The organism is Stutzerimonas stutzeri (assembly GCF_024448715.1).
Lineage (GTDB): Bacteria > Pseudomonadota > Gammaproteobacteria > Pseudomonadales > Pseudomonadaceae > Stutzerimonas > Stutzerimonas stutzeri_AR.
In genome coordinates this window covers 147,105-164,120 of record NZ_JAMOHZ010000001.1, presented here as the reverse complement: position 1 = coordinate 164,120, position 17,016 = coordinate 147,105, and the positions used below count along the sequence as shown (strand labels likewise).

Below are 17,016 nucleotides of genomic sequence, written 5' to 3'. Positions count from 1 at the left end.
AATAAGCAGGAGCAAGACAGCAGATGCTAGATGCAAAGATGGCGACACCGGTAGTAAAGGAGATGCAAGTCATACCGGTAGCGGGCTATGACAGCATGCTGCTCAACCTCTGCGGCGCTCACTCCCCTTACTTCACCCGCAATCTGGTTATTCTGAAGGACAGCGCCGGTCGCACCGGCATCGGTGAGGTGCCCGGCGGCGAAGGCATTCGCCAAGCGCTCGAACGTACCAAGGGCCTGGTAATAGGCCAGCAGATCGGTCGCTACAACGGTGTGCTGAATGCGTTGCGCCGTGCCATCGCCGGCGGTTCGGCCGGCGGTCCGCAGACCACTCAGCATCAAGTGACCTCTGAAGCAGAAGCCGCGGTGTTGAAACAACCGCACGAGATCAACCTGCGGCTGGATAACGTCATCACCGCGGTCGAGGCCGCCCTCCTCGATCTGCTCGGCCAGCACCTCGACGTGCCTGTGGCAGAGCTACTCGGCAGCGGCCAGCAACGTGACAGCGTGCCAATGCTGGCGTACCTCTTCTATATAGGTGATCGCAACCGCACCGACCTGCCCTACCTCGCCGGCACCGGCTCGGCCGATGACTGGTACCACCTCCGTCATCAGCAGGCGGTGACGCCCGAATCCATCGTTCGACTGGCCGAGGCCGCCACGGCGCGCTATGGCTTCAAGGATTTCAAGCTCAAGGGCGGAGTGATGCGCGGTAGCGAGGAGATGCAGGCGGTTGCCGGCATCAAGGCGCGCTTCCCTGATTCGCGCGTCACCCTCGACCCCAACGGCGCCTGGTCATTGGCCGAGGCCATCGAGCTGTGCAAGGGCCAAGGCCATATCCTTGCGTATGCGGAAGACCCCTGCGGACCGGAAAACAGCTACTCCGGCCGCGAGATCATGGCTGAATTCAAGCGCGCCACCGGCATTCCGACCGCCACCAACATGGTCGCCACGGATTGGCGGCAGATGGGCCACTCGTTCCGCCTGGACGCCGTCGATATTCCGCTGGCCGATCCGCATTTCTGGACGATGCAGGGTTCGGTGCGACTGGCTCAGTTGTGCGAGCAGTTCGGCCTGACCTGGGGTTCGCACTCCAACAATCACTTCGATGTATCCCTCGCGATGTTTACCCACGCAGCCGCGGCCGCGCCGGGCAACATCACAGCGATCGATACCCATTGGATCTGGCAGGAAGGTCAGGAACGCCTGACCCGCGACCCGCTGCAGATCGTTGGCGGCGAGGTGCAAGTACCGAACAAGCCCGGCCTCGGCATCGAGCCGGACATGGATCGGATCCTGGCGGCCCATGCGCTCTATAACAAGGTCGCCACTGGCGCCCGCGATGACGCCATGGCCATGCAGTATTTGGTGCCAGGCTGGAAATACGATCCCAAGCAACCCAGCTTGGGACGCCCATAACCTCAACTTGAGCTACAACCAGAACGATAAAACGAAGCGCCCGCAACCCCAACAACCGGAGAGACTCAACAATGAAAAAAGCAATTAGCGCCTCCCTTGTGTCCGCCATATTGGCAACTGCCGTTAGCGGCGCGTTTGCCGCCGAGACCGAATGGCCCACTCGCCCGGTACAAGTCGTGGTTATCGCCAACGCTGGCGGTGATACCGACTTCAATGCCCGCACCATGGCCAAGTACTTCACCAAGATCACCGGCGAAGCGATGGTCGTCACCAACGTTGCCGGTGGCGGCGGCACCCTCGCTGCCGAGCAGGTCAAGCAGGCCGACCCTGACGGCAACACCATCCTCTTCACCCACACAGGGCAGTTGATCGTCAATGAAGTGGCGGGCCTGACCGAAGACAGCCTCGATGCCTTCGATATCTGCTGCATCGCCGGCGTGGACAAGGGCACCGTGTTCGTCGCGTCGAAGGAATCGGGACTTACTTCGCTGGAAGACCTGATTTCGAAATCAAAGGCCGAACCGAGCAGCGTGACCTATGGCACCGAGATGGGTAGTTATTCCCACCTGCAGGGCCTGATGTTCGAAGGACTGACCGACACCAAGCTGAAGATGGTCGATGCCGGCACCGTATCCGAGAAAGTCGTCGCGCTATTGGGCAATCGTATCGACCTCGCCGCGATCAGCTACGGGTCCGTCCAGGACTATGTAACCAGCGGCGAGATGGTCGCCCTTGGGCAGCCCAACGACGAGCGTAATCCGTTGCTCGGCGACGTGCCGACCTTCAAGGAACAAGGCGTCGATTTCGTCATGGAGAAGCCGTACGTGGTGGCGTTCCCGGACGGCACCGATCCGGCCATCATCGAAAAGATGGCAGGTATCGTGAAGCAGATTACCGAGATGCCGGAATACGGCGAAGAGCTGCGCAAGACCTTCAAGCAGCCGGTCAGCTACTTCGGCACTGAAGCGTCCGTCGAACGCCTGAAAAACACCCGCGAAGACTTCATGGAATACAAGGAAGAGTTGCGCCAAAACAAATAAGCACCGCAACACGATGCCGGGCGCGCGCCCCTGCGCCCGGCAATCTTTCTTCCTTCAAATATGAGTGCCGCCCATGGATACCTATAAGAGAAAGGAGCTACTGGTCGGAGCCTTGATGCTGGGCGCCGGCCTGTTTTACCTGTTCCTGACCATCAACCTTCCGCGCAAAGGCACCATTGACGCCTCCACCGTTCCCTACGTCTTGTCGTTCGGGCTATGCCTGCTCGGCGTGCTGCAGCTGCTGGCGGCAAGGAAGGCTACGCCAGCGGCGGCCGACCCCGACGAAGACGCCGGGCCTGGCAACGATATTCCACCGGACTACCCCACCGTGTTCAAAACCCTGGGGCTGATCGCGGTGTATGTTGCCCTGCTGCAAAAGGTCGGCTTTCCCATCATGACGGCGTTGTACCTGTACGTGCAGTTCATCGTGATCACGCCGCGAGAGCAGAAGATCAACCACATCAGTTACGTCGTTATCGCGGTCATCACTTCCGCAATCATCTATTACCTCTTCCGGCAGGGCTTCGATCTGATGCTTCCCACCGGCTTTCTGAAAATCTAGGAGGCGGCCATGATCGATCTACTGCAGGCCGGCTTTGGCGCGGTTTTCTCACCCTACATTTTTATCCTGATCACCCTTGGTGTTGCCGTCGGCATCGTCTTCGGCGCCGTGCCAGGCCTTTCGGCCACCATGGCGATCGCGCTTTGCCTGCCGCTGACATACACAATGGGTCCCGCTGCCGGGCTTTCATTGCTCGTAGCGCTGTTCGTCGGGGCGACATCAGGAGGCCTGATATCGGCGATTCTTTTGAAGATTCCCGGCACGCCCGCATCCATCGCCACCGTCTTCGACGGCGGACCGCTGATGGAGAAAGGCGAAGGCATGAAGGCGCTGGGCGTCGGCGTGGTGTTCTCCTTTCTCGGCACGATCTTCAGCATCGTTGCGCTGATGTCGATTGCACCGTCACTGGCCAAGGTAGCCCTGCGCTTCGGGCCGCACGAATACTTTTCCATTGCGATCTTCTCGCTGACGCTTATCGCTACCCTGTCCACCGGCTCCCTGGTCAAGGGCATTTACGCCGGCACCTTGGGTTTCGCGTTTTCCACCGTTGGTATCGCACCCGTCGACGCGATTCGCCGCTTCACCTTCGATTCACCGAACCTTAATGGCGGCTTCGCCATGCTGACGGTGATGATCGGCATGTTCGCTGTGGCGGAAGTGATCAAGATCGCCGAAACCGGTCGCTCCATGCACAAGAGCAAGATCGCCACGGTCAGCATGAAGGGCGTCAAGGGCTTCGGTTTTTCAATCAAGGAGTTCTTCGGGCAGCTGCCCAACGCCTTCCGTTCGTCATTGATCGGTATCGGCATCGGGATACTGCCAGGCATCGGGGCCGGCACGTCGAACATCGTTTCCTACATCATCGCCAAGAAACGTTCCAAGTACCCTGAGAAGTTCGGCAAGGGTGTGATCGACGGCGTGGTGGCCAGTGAGACTGCCAACAACGCCGGTATCGGCAGCGCCATGATTCCGTTGATGACGCTCGGTATTCCGGGCGATACGGTCACCGCCATCATGCTTGGCGGCTTCATGATCCACGGCATTCAGCCTGGCCCGCTGCTGTTCATCAGCCAGGGCTCGCTCGTTTACACTATCTTCGCCGCGCTGATTCTCGCCTCGGTGGTCATGCTGGTGATGGAGTTTTACGGGCTGCGCATCTTCATCAAGCTATTGGCGGTGCCCAAGCACATTCTGCTGCCGATCATTCTTGTGCTTTGTGTAGTGGGTGCGTTCGGCCTCAGCAGCAGGGTGTTCGATGTCTGGACTATTCTGCTGTTCGGCTTCATCGGCTACGGCTTCGTCAAAGGTGGAATGCCCGCGGCGCCGTTCATCATTGGCTTCATCCTCGGGCCGATGGCTGAAACCAACCTGCGCCGCGGCTTGATGCTGTCCGATGGCAACTTCATGGGCTTTCTCACCGACCCGATCTCGGCGGTTTTTCTGCTGATGGCAGTGGCTTCGGTTGGTTGGCATTTTTACAGCTCGCTACGCAGCCGCAAGGAGGTGGCCAGCAAGCTGCAAGAAACCTGAGGTCGTCAAAACCAGCCCGCTTAGGCGGGCTGGTGGTTCTAAGAACAAACAAGACCGTGCCCGCTTTCGCGCGGTTTTTCGTTCAGGCGCGTTTACCGATTTCGATCTGCGCCTGTGTCCATCCGGATACCTTCTCGCTCAGGCTGAGGCCCAGCCCTGGCCGATCCGGGACAATCATCTGACCGTCGCGTATTTCCAGCCGCTCGTTGAACGCTGGCTCCAGCCATTCGAAGTGCTCGACCCACGTCTGGTGCTCATAAGCGGCAGCCAGATGCAGATGAATCTCCATGACGAAGTGCGGCGCCATAATCATTCCGCGCTGCTCCGCTGCATTCGCAACCTTGAGGAACGGCGTGATGCCGCCCAGCCGCGGGGCATCGTGCATGATTACGTCCACCGCGCCGCTATCGACATAGCCCAGCGCTTCGGCGGCGCTTGTAAGCATTTCACCGGTGCCCACCGGCGTGTCCAGCTGAGCGGCGAGCGCGGCGTGTCCGGCCACATCATGTGCATCCAGCGGCTCCTCGATCCACTCCAGTTGGTACTGCTCCAGCTCTCGCCCCATGCGCAGCGCGGTGATCCGATCCCATTGCTGATTGACGTCGACCATCAGCGGCACCTGTTCCCCCAGGTGCTTGCGCAAGGCTTCGACGCGTTGCAGGTCCGTTCGCCGATCGGGCTGACCGACCTTTATCTTTATGCCGCCAATACCGAGTTCCCGCGATTGGGTGGCCTTGTCCACAATCTCCTCTATAGACGCCTGCAGGTAACCGCCCGACGTGTTGTAGCAAGGTACCGCGCTGCGGCGTGCCCCAAGCAGTTTGGATAGCGGCAGAGCGGCACGCCGTGCCTTGAGATCCCATAGCGCCGTGTCGATGGACGCGATTGCCTGCGCGGCCACCCCACCGCGCCCTACCGACGCACTCGCCCAGGCCATTTTGCTCCAGAGTCGACTAATGTCGTTGGGATCTTCCCCGATCAGCAGCGGTGCAACCTCTTGGGCATGAGCGTATTGCGCCGGCCCACCCGTACGCAGGCTGTAACTGAAGCCAAGGCCGGAATGACCCTGGCTGGTTTCGATTTCTGCAAACAATAGGCTGACCGACTCGAGCGGTTTCTGTCGTCCGGTCGCCACTTTGGCGTCGCTCACCGCCTGCGACAGCGGTAGCTCTACCGAGCGCAAGCCAATCCAGGTGATGCGATCGGGAATGTATGGATTCATGATGTGCTGCTCCAGAGCAGGCGCTATAAGGCCGAAGCGGCATGATGGACGGCAAGATTGATACGGGTCTAATCTAATCAGTCACTCGATTGATACCGGAAATGGATCAATGTTCGACTTAGCCCAACTGCGCTGCTTCACCGCGCTGGCCGCAGAACTGAACTTCCGTCGCGCCGCCGAGCGTCTGCACATGACCCAGCCGCCACTGAGCCGGCAGATACAGTTGCTGGAGCATCAGCTGGGCGTCGCCCTGTTCACCCGCAGTACTCGCGCGGTGGCCTTGACTGCCGCGGGCCGCGCCTTCTTTGTCGACGCGCAAGCGTTGCTCGAACAGGCCCACCGTGCAGCCCAGGCCGCCCGTCTGGCCGCTCAGGGGGAAAGCGGGACGGTGAGCATCGGCTTCGTCGCTAGCGCGGTGTACGATTTCCTGCCTCGAGTGGTGGCACAGGCCAGACGCGACCGCCCCGGTGTGCAGATTGCCTTGCAGGAAATGACGACCTTTGACCAATTTCAAGCCCTGCACACCCGACGCATCGACCTGGCCATCGTGCGTGCACCACTGAACCAGCCAGGGTTGATCAACGAATGTCTGGTGCGCGAACCCTTCGTTCTGGCCGTGCCCTGCGAGCATCCACTGGCGACGCAGGAACCGCTTGGGCTTGCTGCTTTGCATGGCCAGCCGTTCATCATTTACTCGCATGCGGCCTGGCAGCCGTTCAACGAGCTGCTTACCGGCATGTTTCGCTCCAGTGGTGTGCAACCGGACTACGTTCAGTCGCTCGGCAATACATTGACCATTCTGTCGCTGGTCAACGCCGGCATGGGCGTGGCGTTGGTGCCGCGCAGCGCCAGCGCGGTGAGCTTCGAGCATGTGCGCTGGAGGGGAATCGAGCTGCCCACAGGGGTGCACAGCGAGCTGCATTTGGCCTGGCGCGACGACAACGACAACCCCGCCGTTGCCGCGCTTCGCGAAGCGGTGCGCCACTCGGCCAACGAAACTGCTCAGGCGCGCTGACCCACCTCGGCCTGCTGCACGGTCCAACCGGCCACCCGTTCGCTCAGGCTCAAGCCGAGACCTGGCCGATTGGGTACCAGCATGCGCCCGTCGCGAATTTCCAGACGTTCCTCGAACAATGGCTCCAGCCACTCGAAGTGCTCGACCCAGGGCTCGCGGATATGGGTCGCCGCCAAGTGGACGTGCAGCTCCATGGCGAAGTGAGGCGCTAGGGTCATGCCGGCCTGCTCGGCCAATGTCTGCACCCGCATATACGGCGTGATACCACCGACGCGTGGAGCATCCGGCATCAGGAAATCGGCAGCACGCTGGCGAATGAACTCCCAGTGTTCGGCCGGGCTGGTAAGCATCTCGCCAGTGGCGATCGGCGTATCGAACTGGCGCACCAGCTCGGCGTGCCCCTCGGCGTCGTAGCAGTCCAGCGGCTCCTCGATCCATATCAGGTCGAATGGCTCCAGGCGTCGACACATACGTCGGGCCGTCGGTCGGTCCCATTGCTGGTTGGCATCGACCATTAGTGGGAAGGCTTCACCCAAGTGCTGGCGCACCGTACCGACCCGATGCAAGTCCAACGCCCAGTCCGGCTGGCCGACCTTGAGCTTGATACCACCGATGCCTTTGTCTCGCGAAAGATCGGTGTTCTTCAACAGCTGATCCAGCGGCGTGTGCAGAAAGCCGCCGGAGGTGTTGTAGCAGCGTACCGAATCGCGCTGAGCCCCGAGCAAACGCGCCAGTGACAACCCGGCACGGCGTGCTTTGAGATCCCATAGGGCCACGTCGAAGGCACCAATAGCCTGGGTGGCCAGGCCGCTGCGACCCACTGAGGCGCCAGGCCAGCATAGTTTGTCCCACAGCTTGGCGATGTCGCTGGGGTTCTCACCGATAAGGTTGGGTGCGACTTCCAAGGCATGAGCAAACTGCCCAGCACCACCGGCGCGCTTGGAATAGCTAAAACCCAGCCCTTGTTGGCCATCGCGGGTTTCGATCTCGGCTATCAGGATGGCGATCTCCGTCATCGGCTTTTGCCGGCCGGTAAGCACCTTTGCATCGCTAATAGGGTTGGCTAGTGGCAGTGCCACCGATCGCAATCGCAGCCAGGCGATACGGTCGTCGTCAGCACAGATCATAGCGGGCTTGTCGTTCATAGAATCTCCTGATGATAGAACCCGACGGCTTGCTCGAGCGAAACTTGGCTGCGCAATCGATGGTTGGCGAAGATCGCTACCAGTCGGCTGCGACTGCTAGCCAACGTTCCAGCGACCAAATCGCGCACATAACCGCTGACCGTCACGTAGTACCAAGCCGCCTGGAAATTGTGTTATGGCAGGCTTGACAAGCGTTCTACGCACGGACTAGTCATCATACAACCATGAACACACTGCCTGTCACACCCATCCTTTCATCATGCAAGGATCCCACTCGACTTTAGTGGAATGTAATTGCCAAGCTCCGCCCGCTAGCGTGGTGCTTTGGGAGCGCCTCTGAACGCGCTAACGCTAGACAGGATGCTACATACAGAGGGATGAAAAGGCTTTTCTGATCGTTGAGCAGCTACTTGAGCAGCAGCAAGAAAATCGCCCCCCGGGTTGACAAAGTTGAAGGGCGGCAGAAATAATCGACTCAAGTCATCCGACAACCGATGACATCAAAACAATAAGCGACGGGCAGACCAGAATGACAAGCACGACGACCACTCCCACACCCTTCAATCGCCTCCTGCTGACAGGCGCGGCAGGGGGATTGGGCAAGGTGTTACGCGAAACGCTTCGCCCCTACGCCAACATCCTTCGCCTTTCCGATATTGCCTCGATGGAGCCCGCCGCCGGTCCGCACGAAGAGGTGATGCCTTGTGATCTCTCTGATAAAGCAGCCGTACACGCGCTCTGCGAAGGCGTCGACGCCATTGCGCATTTTGGCGGGGTATCAGTCGAGCGGCCTTTCGAAGAGATTCTCGAAGCCAACATCCGTGGCGTTTTCCATATCTACGAGGCGGCACGTAAGCACGGCATCAAGCGCATAATCTTTGCCAGTTCCAATCACGTCATCGGTTTCCACAAGCAGACCGAGACCATCGATGCTAGCGCCCCACGCCGCCCGGACAGCTACTACGGCCTGTCGAAATCCTACGGCGAAGATATGGCGAGCTTCTATTTCGACCGTTACGGCATCGAAACCGTCAGCATCCGCATCGGCTCTTCCTTCCCCGAGCCGCTCAACCGCCGGATGATGGCCACCTACCTCAGCTATCGCGACCTGACCAACCTGATCGAGCGTTCGCTGTTCACCCCGAATGTCGGGCACACCGTTGTCTACGGCGCCTCGGCAAACCGTGACCAGTGGTGGGATAACCACATGGCGGCGCACCTGGGCTTCAAGCCCAAGGACACCTCCGAAGTCTTCCGCGACAAGATCGAAACCCAGCCGCCCTACGCGCCCAATGACCCAGCCTTGATCTATCAGGGCGGAGCCTTCTGCGAAGCAGGTCCGTTCGACGACTGACCTCCTCCCGCCACGCCGCGAACAACAACAAGAGAATCGCCATGGCAAACCAAGCAGAACTGATAGTCGATGCGCAGAACGCAACTGGAGAAAGCCCGGTCTGGGTCGCCTCCGAGCAGGCGTTGTACTGGGTCGATATTCCCAATCGTCAGCTGCTGCGCTGGAAGGCAGCTGACGCTTCTGTGACCCGCTGGACAGGCGATCAGATGATCGCCTGCATCGCGCGCCGCGAGGGAGACGCGAATCGATGGGTTGCCGGCATGGAAGACGGCATTTTCGATATCGTCCCGCAGGATGACGGCACGCTCAGCGCAACCCGGCTCGCCGACGTGCAACATGGCCACCAGGGCATGCGCTTCAATGACGGCCGTTGCGACCGCCAGGGACGCTTCTGGGCCGGTACCATGGTGATGGACATGGCAGCCGGTATTCCGGCTGGTGCGTTGTATCGGCTCGACGGATCGGCCAGCGATGAAGCGCTCGGTGCTCATCTGAATGATTTCGTCGTCCCCAACGGTTTGGGCTTCAGCCCGGACGGCCGCACGATGTATCTATCTGATTCGCATCCCAGCGTGCAATGCATCTGGGCCTTCGATTACGACATCGACAGCGGTACGCCGAGCAACCGCCGTGTATTCGTCGACATGAATCAGCACCCAGGCCGTCCTGACGGCGCCGCGGTGGATATCGATGGCTGCTACTGGATTTGCGGCAACGACGCCGGACTGATTCATCGTTTCACACCGGACGGTCGCCTTGACCGCTCGCTCCAGGTGCCGGTGAAGAAACCGGCTATGTGCGCCTTTGGCGGCCCTGGTCTGGACACCCTATTCGTCACATCCATTCGCCCAGGCGGTGACCTTTCCGAACAGCCCCTGGCTGGCGGCGTGTTCGCCCTGCAACCCGGCGTCGCCGGACTGGAGGAAACACGCTTTCGCTAACGATTCACCCATCAAAGACAGGCCTGTAGTTGCCCGGTCTTGAAGCTTTAACGCTGCACACCAACAACAACAAGATGGAGAACCACATGAACTTCAAACGCAAGTTGCTCCTCGCTGCACTTCCCTTCGCGTTCTGCCTGTCGAATGCCGCCTACGCGGACATGACGTTGAAGATCGCCGAAATCCACCCGGCCGGTTACCCGACCGTCGTGGCGCAGGAACACATGGGCGAGAAGATTGAAAAAGCCACCAACGGTGAGCTCAAGTTCCGCATGTTCTCCGGCGGCGTGCTTGGCTCGGAGAAGGAAGTCGTCGAGCAGGTCCAAATCGGTGCAGTGCAGATGACTCGTGTGAGCCTCGGTACGCTCGGCCCGGTAGTGCCAGATGTCAACGCGTTCAACATGCCCTTCGTGTTCCGTGACCACGAGCACATGCGCAAGGTCATTGACGGCGAGATCGGTCAGGAGATCCTCGACAAGATCACCAACTCCGAATTCAACATGGTCGGTCTGGCATGGATGGACGGCGGTGTGCGCAACCTCTACACCAAAGAGCCGGTGCATAATCTTGAAGACCTCAAGGGCATGAAAATTCGCGTGATGGGTAACCCGCTGTTCATCGACACCCTGAATGCCATGGGCGCGCAGGGCGTGGCGATGAATACCGGCGAAATCTTCAGCGCCCTGCAGACCGGTGTGGTCGACGGTGCCGAGAACAACCCGCCAACAATGCTCGAGCACAACCACTTCCGTGCTGCCAAGAACTACTCGCTAACTGGTCACCTGATACTTCCCGAGCCCATCGTGATGTCCAAGACGACGTGGAACAAGCTGACGCCTGAGCAGCAGGACATCGTCAAGAAGTACGCCAAGGAAGCGCAGATGGAAGAGCGCAAGCTGTGGGACGAGAAGACCGCCAGCAGTGAAGCCAAGCTCAAGGCCGAAGGTGTGACCTTCATCGAAGTGGACAAGAAGCCCTTCTACGATGCCACTGCTCCGGTTCGCGAGAAGTACGGCGCACCTTACGCCGAGCTGATCAAGCGTATCGAAGCCGTCCAGTAATTCGTTCCCTCTGAAAAACCTCGCGGCGGCGGGCCTTCGCCCGTCGCCGCGCTTGTGGTGGAGCCTGATGAAAAACACGCTGCTGCGCGTCAACGACGCGATCTACATGAGTTGTATATGGATCGCGGGCCTGGCCATCGTGGTCATGTCCCTGATCATCCCTTGGGGGATCTTCGCGCGCTACGTGCTAGGCACCGGAGCCGGCTGGCCTGAACCCGTGGCTATCCTGTTGATGGTGATCTTTACTTTTCTCGGCGCTGCGGCGAGCTATCGAGCCGCAGCGCATATGGCAGTGAACATGTTTACCGATCGCCTACCGGAGCACATGCACCGCTACGTTGAGCTGTTGGTGCAAATCCTGATGGGCATCATCTGCCTGTTCATGACCATCTGGGGCACCAAGCTCTGCATAGCGACCTGGAACCAGTTCATGAGCACTCTGCCCACTCTGCGCGTCGGGATTACCTATTCTCCCGTCCCGATCGGGGGTGCAATCACATTGCTGTTCGTTATCGAGCGATTGTTCTTTGGCGACCAAAGCCAAAGACGCGTGGTTAATTACGAGCTGGTTGAAGACAGTAAGGAGGCAGTGTAAATGGATGCCCTGATTCTTCTCGGCAGCTTTGCCGTCCTGTTTCTCCTGCGTGTTCCGGTGGCCTACGCCCTTGGCCTGTCTGCCTTGATTGGCGCTTGGTGGATCGACATTCCATTCGACGCGATAATGATTCAAGTCGTCGGCGGCGTTAACAAGTTCTCTCTTTTGGCGATTCCCTTCTTCGTATTGGCTGGCGCCATCATGGCCGAAGGGGGTATGTCGCGGCGGCTGGTTGCTTTCGCTGGCGTGCTGGTCGGTTTCGTCCGTGGCGGACTTTCCCTAGTCAATATCATGGCCTCCACCTTCTTCGGCGCTATTTCCGGCTCGTCACTGGCGGACACCGCTTCGGTAGGCTCGGTTCTGATTCCGGAAATGGAAAAAAAGGGCTATCCGCGCGAGTTTTCTACGGCGGTTACGGTCAGTGGTTCGGTTCAGGCACTCCTGACGCCACCCAGTCATAACTCGGTGCTGTATTCGCTGGCCGCCGGCGGTACTGTCTCGATTTCGTCGCTGTTCATTGCCGGCATCGGTCCAGGACTGCTGCTGAGCGCTGTGATGATGACAATGTGTTTGATCTTCGCTCGGGTACGCAATTACCCCAAGGGGGAAGTGATCCCGCTCAAGCAGGCGCTGAAGATCTGTGTCGATGCACTCTGGGGCTTGATGACGATGGTCATCATTCTTGGCGGCATTCTCTCGGGCGTGTTCACGGCTACTGAGTCCGCCTCGATCGCCGTTGTCTGGGCCTTCTTCGTGACCATGTTCATCTACCGCGATTACAAGTGGCGTGAGCTGCCCAAGCTGCTGCACCGCACGGTCCGCACTCTGTCGGTGGTGATGATTCTGATCGCCTTCGCCGGGAGCTTCGGCTACATCATGACGCTGATGCAAATCCCGTCAAAAATCACGACGATGTTCCTCACCCTGTCGGATAATCGTTACGTGATCCTCATGTGCATCAATATGATGCTGCTGGTGTTAGGCACGCTGATGGACATGGCGCCACTGATCCTGATCCTCACGCCGATTTTGATGCCGGTAATTACAGGCATCGGTGTGGACCCGGTGCACTTTGGCATGATTATGCTGGTCAACCTCGGAATCGGGCTGATAACTCCACCGGTAGGTGCGGTATTGTTTGTCGGTGCTGCGGTTGGCAAGGTGACCATCGAGAACACCGTCAAGGCGCTGCTGCCCTTCTATGGCGCTCTGTTCCTGGTTCTGATGGTCGTTACCTACATTCCGGCGATCTCGCTCTGGTTGCCAAGCGTGGTGCTCTGAGAGTCTCATCGCACGAACAAAGACGCCGCCCACCCGGGCGGCGTTTTACTTTGAAAGCCAACAAACAATTCGCCAACCGTAGACACTAAAAAGCCACCGGTGCCGTAGGTACACCGCCAAACGGAACGGATTCCGCCCAGGACAGGACTGACCCTATGCAAACTGCCGCTCCATTCCCACGCCATATCGCCGTACTGATTCTGGCCACCCTGGCCTGCTCGTTCGCGGGCAATCATATCGCTGCCCGGATTGCCTTCGATCATGACACAGGCCTGCTGCTGGCCATGCTCTGCCGTGCCGGAGTGACCCTGCTGGCATTGGGCGCGTTGGTCTTCTGGCGGCGCGAATCCCTGCGCCTGAGCGGCGCTACCTGGCGATGGCAGATCCTGCTCGGCCTGCTGATCGCGGTACAGAGCTTCTGCATCTATTCGGCGGTGGCGCGCATTCCGGTGGCGCTGGCCCTACTGGTGGTGAATCTATCGCCCATCATGCTGGCGCTGCTGACCTGGTTGCTAGGCGGCCCAAGACCGACCCACCAGGCGCTGGCGATCATGGGCGTGATCCTGTTCGGCCTGGTGCTGGTGCTGGACGTCCCGGCACGCCTGATCAGCAGCGAGGCGCCGGATGGCCAGTGGATCGCCGGCATCCTGTTCGGCCTGACCGCAGCTGCGGTATTCGCGATCGCACTGTGGATCACCGAGCACAAGCTATCGAATATGGCGGGCTCGGTGCGCAGCATGCTGACGCTGATCGTCGTATTCGGCACCTCCGCCCTGCTTGGCGCCAGCGACCTGATACCGGGTGGCCTGGGCTTGCCCAGCGCGAGAGCCGGCTGGATCGCCCTGGGATGCTTGGTATTACTCTATGGGGCGGCTTTTTCGACGCTGTTCATCTGCATGCCGCGCCTGAATATCGCACGCAATGCTCCGGTAATGAACGTGGAACCGGTCGCTGGCATGCTCTTGGGCTGGCTAGTGCTCGGCCAGTTGCTTGGACCCTGGCAGGTGCTGGGCGGCCTGATCGTGGTCAGCGGCATCGTTCTGCTGGCTTACCGCAAGCACTGAGGCGAGAGGAACAAACGGCCTGGCGCTCGGCCCGCTGAGAATAGTGGGCTTGGCGCACCGCCCTTCAGCCAAGTCGCTACATGACGGAACGCTTGAGCTGCCGGACGGGGCTAGCAAAGCGTGTGTTTGACATTCGGGGAGCAGCTGATTGCCGACTCGGCACCTTCCATGAACCCCGGCACAGCGCGCCACTACACCACGAGCCGTTCGCCGCAGTATGCGTCACAGACGTGCGCCAGGGCAGATGTTCAGTCGACCTTGTCGGTTTCAGCCTCTTCATGCGCCTGGCGCAGACGCTCGCGACTGTTGGTCAGATGCAGGCGCATAGCCGCTCGGGCAGACTCAGCATCCTGGCGGGCGATGGCGTCATAAATTTGCTCGTGTTCGCGACCGAGGCGCTGCTGATAATGCGGCTGGTCGTCGTGCGCCAAACGCGCCGAGTTGAGCCGACTGCGAGGAATGATCGCCGTGCCCAGGTGATTCATGATGTCGGTGAAATAGCGATTGCCGGTCGCCTCGGCGATCTGCAGATGGAACTGGAAGTCCGATACGGCGGCCTCGCTGGAAAGCGCTGTGCTCTGCTGCAGCGAATCCAGAAAGGCTCGCATTGCCGCTAGCTGCTCTGCGGAGCGACGCATCGCTGCTAGCCCGGCCGACTCGACTTCAAGGCTGATGCGCAATTCAAGTATCGACAACACGTCGCGCAGCGTACCGATGGTCGCCGGGTCGATGCGAAGGCCCGTAGTACTAGGTGTGTCGAGCACGAACGTGCCAATACCGTGGCGCGTTTCGACCAATCCGGACGCCTGCAGTCGTGAAATTGCTTCGCGCACAACCGTCCTGCTCACGCCTTGCGCCTGCATGATTGCCGATTCGGTCGGCAGCTTGTCGCCGCGCTTGATAACGCCGTCGCGTATCTGCTGAGACAGCTCCGTCACCAGTTCCTGGGCAAGGCTGCGATGCTTTCGGCGGACACGAGGCTGGACGCTCTGGTTTTCCATGGGCAGATCGATCTCTATGAAGCGAAGTAACCCGTATCATAGCCCAGCGGTTGTACGATAACTATCCGCAGCCTCATCGTTTGGCTGTCCGGCGACCTTGTGTCCGAAATCCGCACGGCTTCCAGATGCTTCCTATACTGATGAAGCCATCTAATCGGGAGACTAGTATCATGCGCCGCACATTGCTATTCCTCGCAACTGTCGCCGTCAGCACGCCACTTTGGGCAATGCATTGCCCGCAGGACATGGCCAGGATCGACGAAGAGCTGCAAGCCAACCCACCAAGCGATCCGGCAATCCTGACCAGAGTGAAAGAGCTCCGCGCAGAAGGCGAGAAACTGCACAAGGCCGGCGATCACGAACAGTCTCTTGAAGTATTGGGTCAGGCACAGGAACTGCTCGACGCCGAGCAATAGACTTATCGTTCTCCATTCACCGAGTAACTGCCGTGTTTGTGGCGATTACTCGGTGGGCTGGCGATCAGGTGTCTTCGCTAGAGCCACCTCATTTCGAGCAACGGACGCGCAGTTCCTTGCGGTCGAAATTTTCTTCGCTGCTCAGGGTTTCGTAACCCTCAGGACAGACTTCACGCGCCTGGGTCTCGCAAACAGGCTGTCCGGTATCCTTCGTACATGCAAACACGTATTCATCGATTCCGTCTGCAGGCGGCACCGTTTCTATGCCGCTGCAACTGGTTAGAAGTCCCGTTAGTCCGGCGATAGCGCCACATTGTACGAATGGCAGTCTGACTCGACGCATAAACGAGGCCCCCTTGCAGCCTTGATTCTCACAACACTGACACGAGCTAACGGCAACTTGATGCCCAACTACGCAGGACAAGTGCAACTGCCGGTACGATAGTTGGGTACTGAGTTGGTACGTGTCGGGTTTGGGTGCGCCTGGCTCTAGCGCGGGTTCGGTGCGTCGTCCATTTCGGCATTGTCGACGTCCATATCCGGCGTCTCACGCTCGACTGGATTGTCGTTCCCATTAACCCGCGGTACCCCAAGGCCATCTCCCGGTAATTCATCGACGCCCGGTTGATCATCTGGATTCACGTCAGTGCGCCCTGGGCTTAACGGCGGTGCAGAGCCGGGAATCAGAATTCCATCGTCATCGCTGACCTCAGCGCTGCTGCGAGTTTCGCCCAACGGTTGCCGATCGTCGCTCTGGATGCTCATCGTCCACCTCCGTTCAGTTGCCTTGTACCGATAAGAGGATTGAGGAGCCACTGCGTTCAGGTAGATGGGCTGCCATTGGTCATATGGCAAGCAACGCGTTCAATTATCGTAAATACGAAAAAACCGACGCCGAGGTCGGTTTTAAGGTACAGCAAACAATAGCCAAAATACGTCCATGGTGCCCGGAGCGGGAATCGAACCCGCATACCCTTTTCGGATGAGGGATTTTAAGTCCCTTGCGTCTACCAGTTTCGCCATCCGGGCAAGGACGGAAATGCGCGATGCTCGATCGCGGCGCAGGACTATAACCAGCCGCCCGCCGAGGTGCAACCCGAACGGCCGCCACGTATGACCGAAAGCCGAATCGCAGGCATAAAAAAACCGCAAGCTTGCGCTTGCGGTTTCTTCATACTGGAGGCCGATGTCGGAATCGAACCGGCGTACACGGATTTGCAATCCGCTGCATAACCACTCTGCCAACCGGCCTCAAAACGAAGACGCCGCATACCGCGGCGCCATCGTCAACAAATTGGAGCGGGAAACGAGACTCGAACTCGCGACCCCGACCTTGGCAAGGTCGTGCTCTACCAACTGAGCTATTCCCGC

The 17,016-nt window shown here is 59.4% G+C and carries 16 protein-coding genes and 3 tRNA genes; 12 read left to right on the top strand and 7 right to left on the bottom strand.

Annotated elements, in window-relative coordinates; all coding sequences use genetic code 11:
- The first annotated feature begins 23 nt into the window (after positions 1–23).
- The 4 genes from NAV33_RS00750 (at position 24) to NAV33_RS00735 (ending at position 4,550) form a co-directional block, all read left to right on the top strand.
- A complete protein-coding gene (locus NAV33_RS00750) occupies positions 24–1,418 on the top strand; it encodes an enolase C-terminal domain-like protein (protein WP_255975907.1) in 1,395 nt (464 codons plus the stop codon).
- A gap of 71 nt (positions 1,419–1,489) precedes the next feature.
- Positions 1,490–2,458: a tripartite tricarboxylate transporter substrate binding protein gene (locus NAV33_RS00745; protein ID WP_255975905.1), complete on the top strand. Its 969-nt coding sequence runs from the start codon at positions 1,490–1,492 to the stop codon at positions 2,456–2,458.
- Between the two features lie 73 nt (positions 2,459–2,531).
- Positions 2,532–3,020: a tripartite tricarboxylate transporter TctB family protein gene (locus tag NAV33_RS00740; protein WP_255975903.1), complete on the top strand. Its 489-nt coding sequence runs from the start codon at positions 2,532–2,534 to the stop codon at positions 3,018–3,020.
- 9 nt (positions 3,021–3,029) lie between these two features.
- Positions 3,030–4,550, top strand: a complete 1,521-nt coding sequence (locus tag NAV33_RS00735; protein ID WP_255975901.1) for a tripartite tricarboxylate transporter permease — start codon at positions 3,030–3,032, stop codon at positions 4,548–4,550.
- An 82-nt stretch (positions 4,551–4,632) separates the two neighbouring features.
- Here the strand turns inward: NAV33_RS00735 and NAV33_RS00730 are convergent, their stop codons facing one another.
- Positions 4,633–5,772: an L-talarate/galactarate dehydratase gene (locus tag NAV33_RS00730; RefSeq protein ID WP_255975899.1), complete on the bottom strand. Its 1,140-nt coding sequence runs from the start codon at positions 5,770–5,772 to the stop codon at positions 4,633–4,635.
- Positions 5,773–5,881: 109 nt separating this feature from the next.
- Here NAV33_RS00730 and NAV33_RS00725 point away from each other — a divergent pair, with 109 nt between their 5' ends.
- Positions 5,882–6,787, top strand: a complete 906-nt coding sequence (locus NAV33_RS00725; RefSeq protein WP_255975897.1) for a LysR family transcriptional regulator — start codon at positions 5,882–5,884, stop codon at positions 6,785–6,787.
- On the opposite strand, the gene NAV33_RS00720 is transcribed toward NAV33_RS00725, so the two are convergent.
- Positions 6,775–7,932: an L-talarate/galactarate dehydratase gene (locus NAV33_RS00720; protein ID WP_255975895.1), complete on the bottom strand. Its 1,158-nt coding sequence runs from the start codon at positions 7,930–7,932 to the stop codon at positions 6,775–6,777. The two genes, NAV33_RS00725 and NAV33_RS00720, sit on opposite strands and share 13 nt — an antisense overlap.
- 529 nt (positions 7,933–8,461) lie before the next feature.
- On the opposite strand from NAV33_RS00720, the gene NAV33_RS00715 reads away from it, so the two are divergent.
- From NAV33_RS00715 to NAV33_RS00690, 6 genes are all read left to right on the top strand, one after another.
- Complete coding sequence (locus tag NAV33_RS00715; RefSeq protein WP_255975893.1) at positions 8,462–9,286, top strand: NAD-dependent epimerase/dehydratase family protein; 825 nt, start codon at positions 8,462–8,464, stop codon at positions 9,284–9,286.
- 41 nt (positions 9,287–9,327) lie between these two features.
- A complete protein-coding gene (locus NAV33_RS00710) occupies positions 9,328–10,227 on the top strand; it encodes an SMP-30/gluconolactonase/LRE family protein (RefSeq protein ID WP_255975891.1) in 900 nt (299 codons plus the stop codon).
- 86 nt (positions 10,228–10,313) lie between these two features.
- The gene (locus NAV33_RS00705) at positions 10,314–11,288 is read left to right on the top strand and encodes a TRAP transporter substrate-binding protein (protein WP_255975889.1); all 975 of its coding nucleotides are present in this window, start codon (positions 10,314–10,316) and stop codon (positions 11,286–11,288) included.
- Positions 11,289–11,355: 67 nt separating this feature from the next.
- A complete protein-coding gene (locus NAV33_RS00700) occupies positions 11,356–11,883 on the top strand; it encodes a TRAP transporter small permease (RefSeq protein WP_255975887.1) in 528 nt (175 codons plus the stop codon).
- The gene (locus tag NAV33_RS00695; protein WP_255975885.1) at positions 11,884–13,164 is read left to right on the top strand and encodes a TRAP transporter large permease; all 1,281 of its coding nucleotides are present in this window, start codon (positions 11,884–11,886) and stop codon (positions 13,162–13,164) included. It begins immediately after the preceding gene.
- A 155-nt stretch (positions 13,165–13,319) separates the two neighbouring features.
- Positions 13,320–14,228, top strand: a complete 909-nt coding sequence (locus tag NAV33_RS00690) for an EamA family transporter (protein WP_255975883.1) — start codon at positions 13,320–13,322, stop codon at positions 14,226–14,228.
- A 248-nt stretch (positions 14,229–14,476) separates the two neighbouring features.
- On the opposite strand, the gene NAV33_RS00685 is transcribed toward NAV33_RS00690, so the two are convergent.
- Positions 14,477–15,229 carry a FadR/GntR family transcriptional regulator gene (locus NAV33_RS00685; RefSeq protein WP_255975881.1) on the bottom strand — a complete coding sequence of 251 codons (753 nt, stop codon included), beginning with the start codon at positions 15,227–15,229 and terminating at the stop codon, positions 14,477–14,479.
- A gap of 170 nt (positions 15,230–15,399) precedes the next feature.
- Here NAV33_RS00685 and NAV33_RS00680 point away from each other — a divergent pair, with 170 nt between their 5' ends.
- On the top strand, positions 15,400–15,645 hold the full coding sequence (locus NAV33_RS00680) for a hypothetical protein (protein WP_255975879.1): 246 nt from the start codon (positions 15,400–15,402) through the stop codon (positions 15,643–15,645).
- Between the two features lie 489 nt (positions 15,646–16,134).
- On the opposite strand, the gene NAV33_RS00675 is transcribed toward NAV33_RS00680, so the two are convergent.
- The 4 genes from NAV33_RS00675 to NAV33_RS00660 all read right to left on the bottom strand — a co-directional run bounded on the left by NAV33_RS00675 (position 16,135) and on the right by NAV33_RS00660 (position 17,016).
- Entirely contained in the window at positions 16,135–16,410 is a 276-nt protein-coding gene (locus tag NAV33_RS00675) for a hypothetical protein (protein ID WP_255975877.1), read from the bottom strand.
- Positions 16,411–16,586: 176 nt separating this feature from the next.
- Positions 16,587–16,674, bottom strand: a tRNA-Leu gene (locus NAV33_RS00670).
- 148 nt (positions 16,675–16,822) lie between these two features.
- Positions 16,823–16,896 (bottom strand) — tRNA-Cys (locus NAV33_RS00665).
- Between the two features lie 44 nt (positions 16,897–16,940).
- Positions 16,941–17,016 (bottom strand) — tRNA-Gly (locus tag NAV33_RS00660).

Excerpts from the sequence above, each read along its gene's own strand:
- NAV33_RS00745 (WP_255975905.1), top strand. The coding sequence starts at position 1,490 with ATGAAAAAAGCAATTAGCGCCTCCCTTGTGTCCGCCATATTGGCAACT.
- NAV33_RS00680 (WP_255975879.1), top strand. The coding sequence starts at position 15,400 with ATGCGCCGCACATTGCTATTCCTCGCAACTGTCGCCGTCAGCACGCCA.
- NAV33_RS00720 (WP_255975895.1), bottom strand. The coding sequence starts at position 7,932 with ATGAACGACAAGCCCGCTATGATCTGTGCTGACGACGACCGTATCGCC.
- NAV33_RS00740 (WP_255975903.1), top strand. The coding sequence starts at position 2,532 with ATGGATACCTATAAGAGAAAGGAGCTACTGGTCGGAGCCTTGATGCTG.
- NAV33_RS00730 (WP_255975899.1), bottom strand. The coding sequence starts at position 5,772 with ATGAATCCATACATTCCCGATCGCATCACCTGGATTGGCTTGCGCTCG.
- NAV33_RS00705 (WP_255975889.1), top strand. The coding sequence starts at position 10,314 with ATGAACTTCAAACGCAAGTTGCTCCTCGCTGCACTTCCCTTCGCGTTC.
- NAV33_RS00690 (WP_255975883.1), top strand. The coding sequence starts at position 13,320 with ATGCAAACTGCCGCTCCATTCCCACGCCATATCGCCGTACTGATTCTG.
- NAV33_RS00725 (WP_255975897.1), top strand. The coding sequence starts at position 5,882 with ATGTTCGACTTAGCCCAACTGCGCTGCTTCACCGCGCTGGCCGCAGAA.
- NAV33_RS00735 (WP_255975901.1), top strand. The coding sequence starts at position 3,030 with ATGATCGATCTACTGCAGGCCGGCTTTGGCGCGGTTTTCTCACCCTAC.
- NAV33_RS00710 (WP_255975891.1), top strand. The coding sequence starts at position 9,328 with ATGGCAAACCAAGCAGAACTGATAGTCGATGCGCAGAACGCAACTGGA.
- NAV33_RS00685 (WP_255975881.1), bottom strand. The coding sequence starts at position 15,229 with ATGGAAAACCAGAGCGTCCAGCCTCGTGTCCGCCGAAAGCATCGCAGC.
- NAV33_RS00750 (WP_255975907.1), top strand. The coding sequence starts at position 24 with ATGCTAGATGCAAAGATGGCGACACCGGTAGTAAAGGAGATGCAAGTC.
- NAV33_RS00700 (WP_255975887.1), top strand. The coding sequence starts at position 11,356 with ATGAAAAACACGCTGCTGCGCGTCAACGACGCGATCTACATGAGTTGT.
- NAV33_RS00675 (WP_255975877.1), bottom strand. The coding sequence starts at position 16,410 with ATGAGCATCCAGAGCGACGATCGGCAACCGTTGGGCGAAACTCGCAGC.
- NAV33_RS00715 (WP_255975893.1), top strand. The coding sequence starts at position 8,462 with ATGACAAGCACGACGACCACTCCCACACCCTTCAATCGCCTCCTGCTG.
- NAV33_RS00695 (WP_255975885.1), top strand. The coding sequence starts at position 11,884 with ATGGATGCCCTGATTCTTCTCGGCAGCTTTGCCGTCCTGTTTCTCCTG.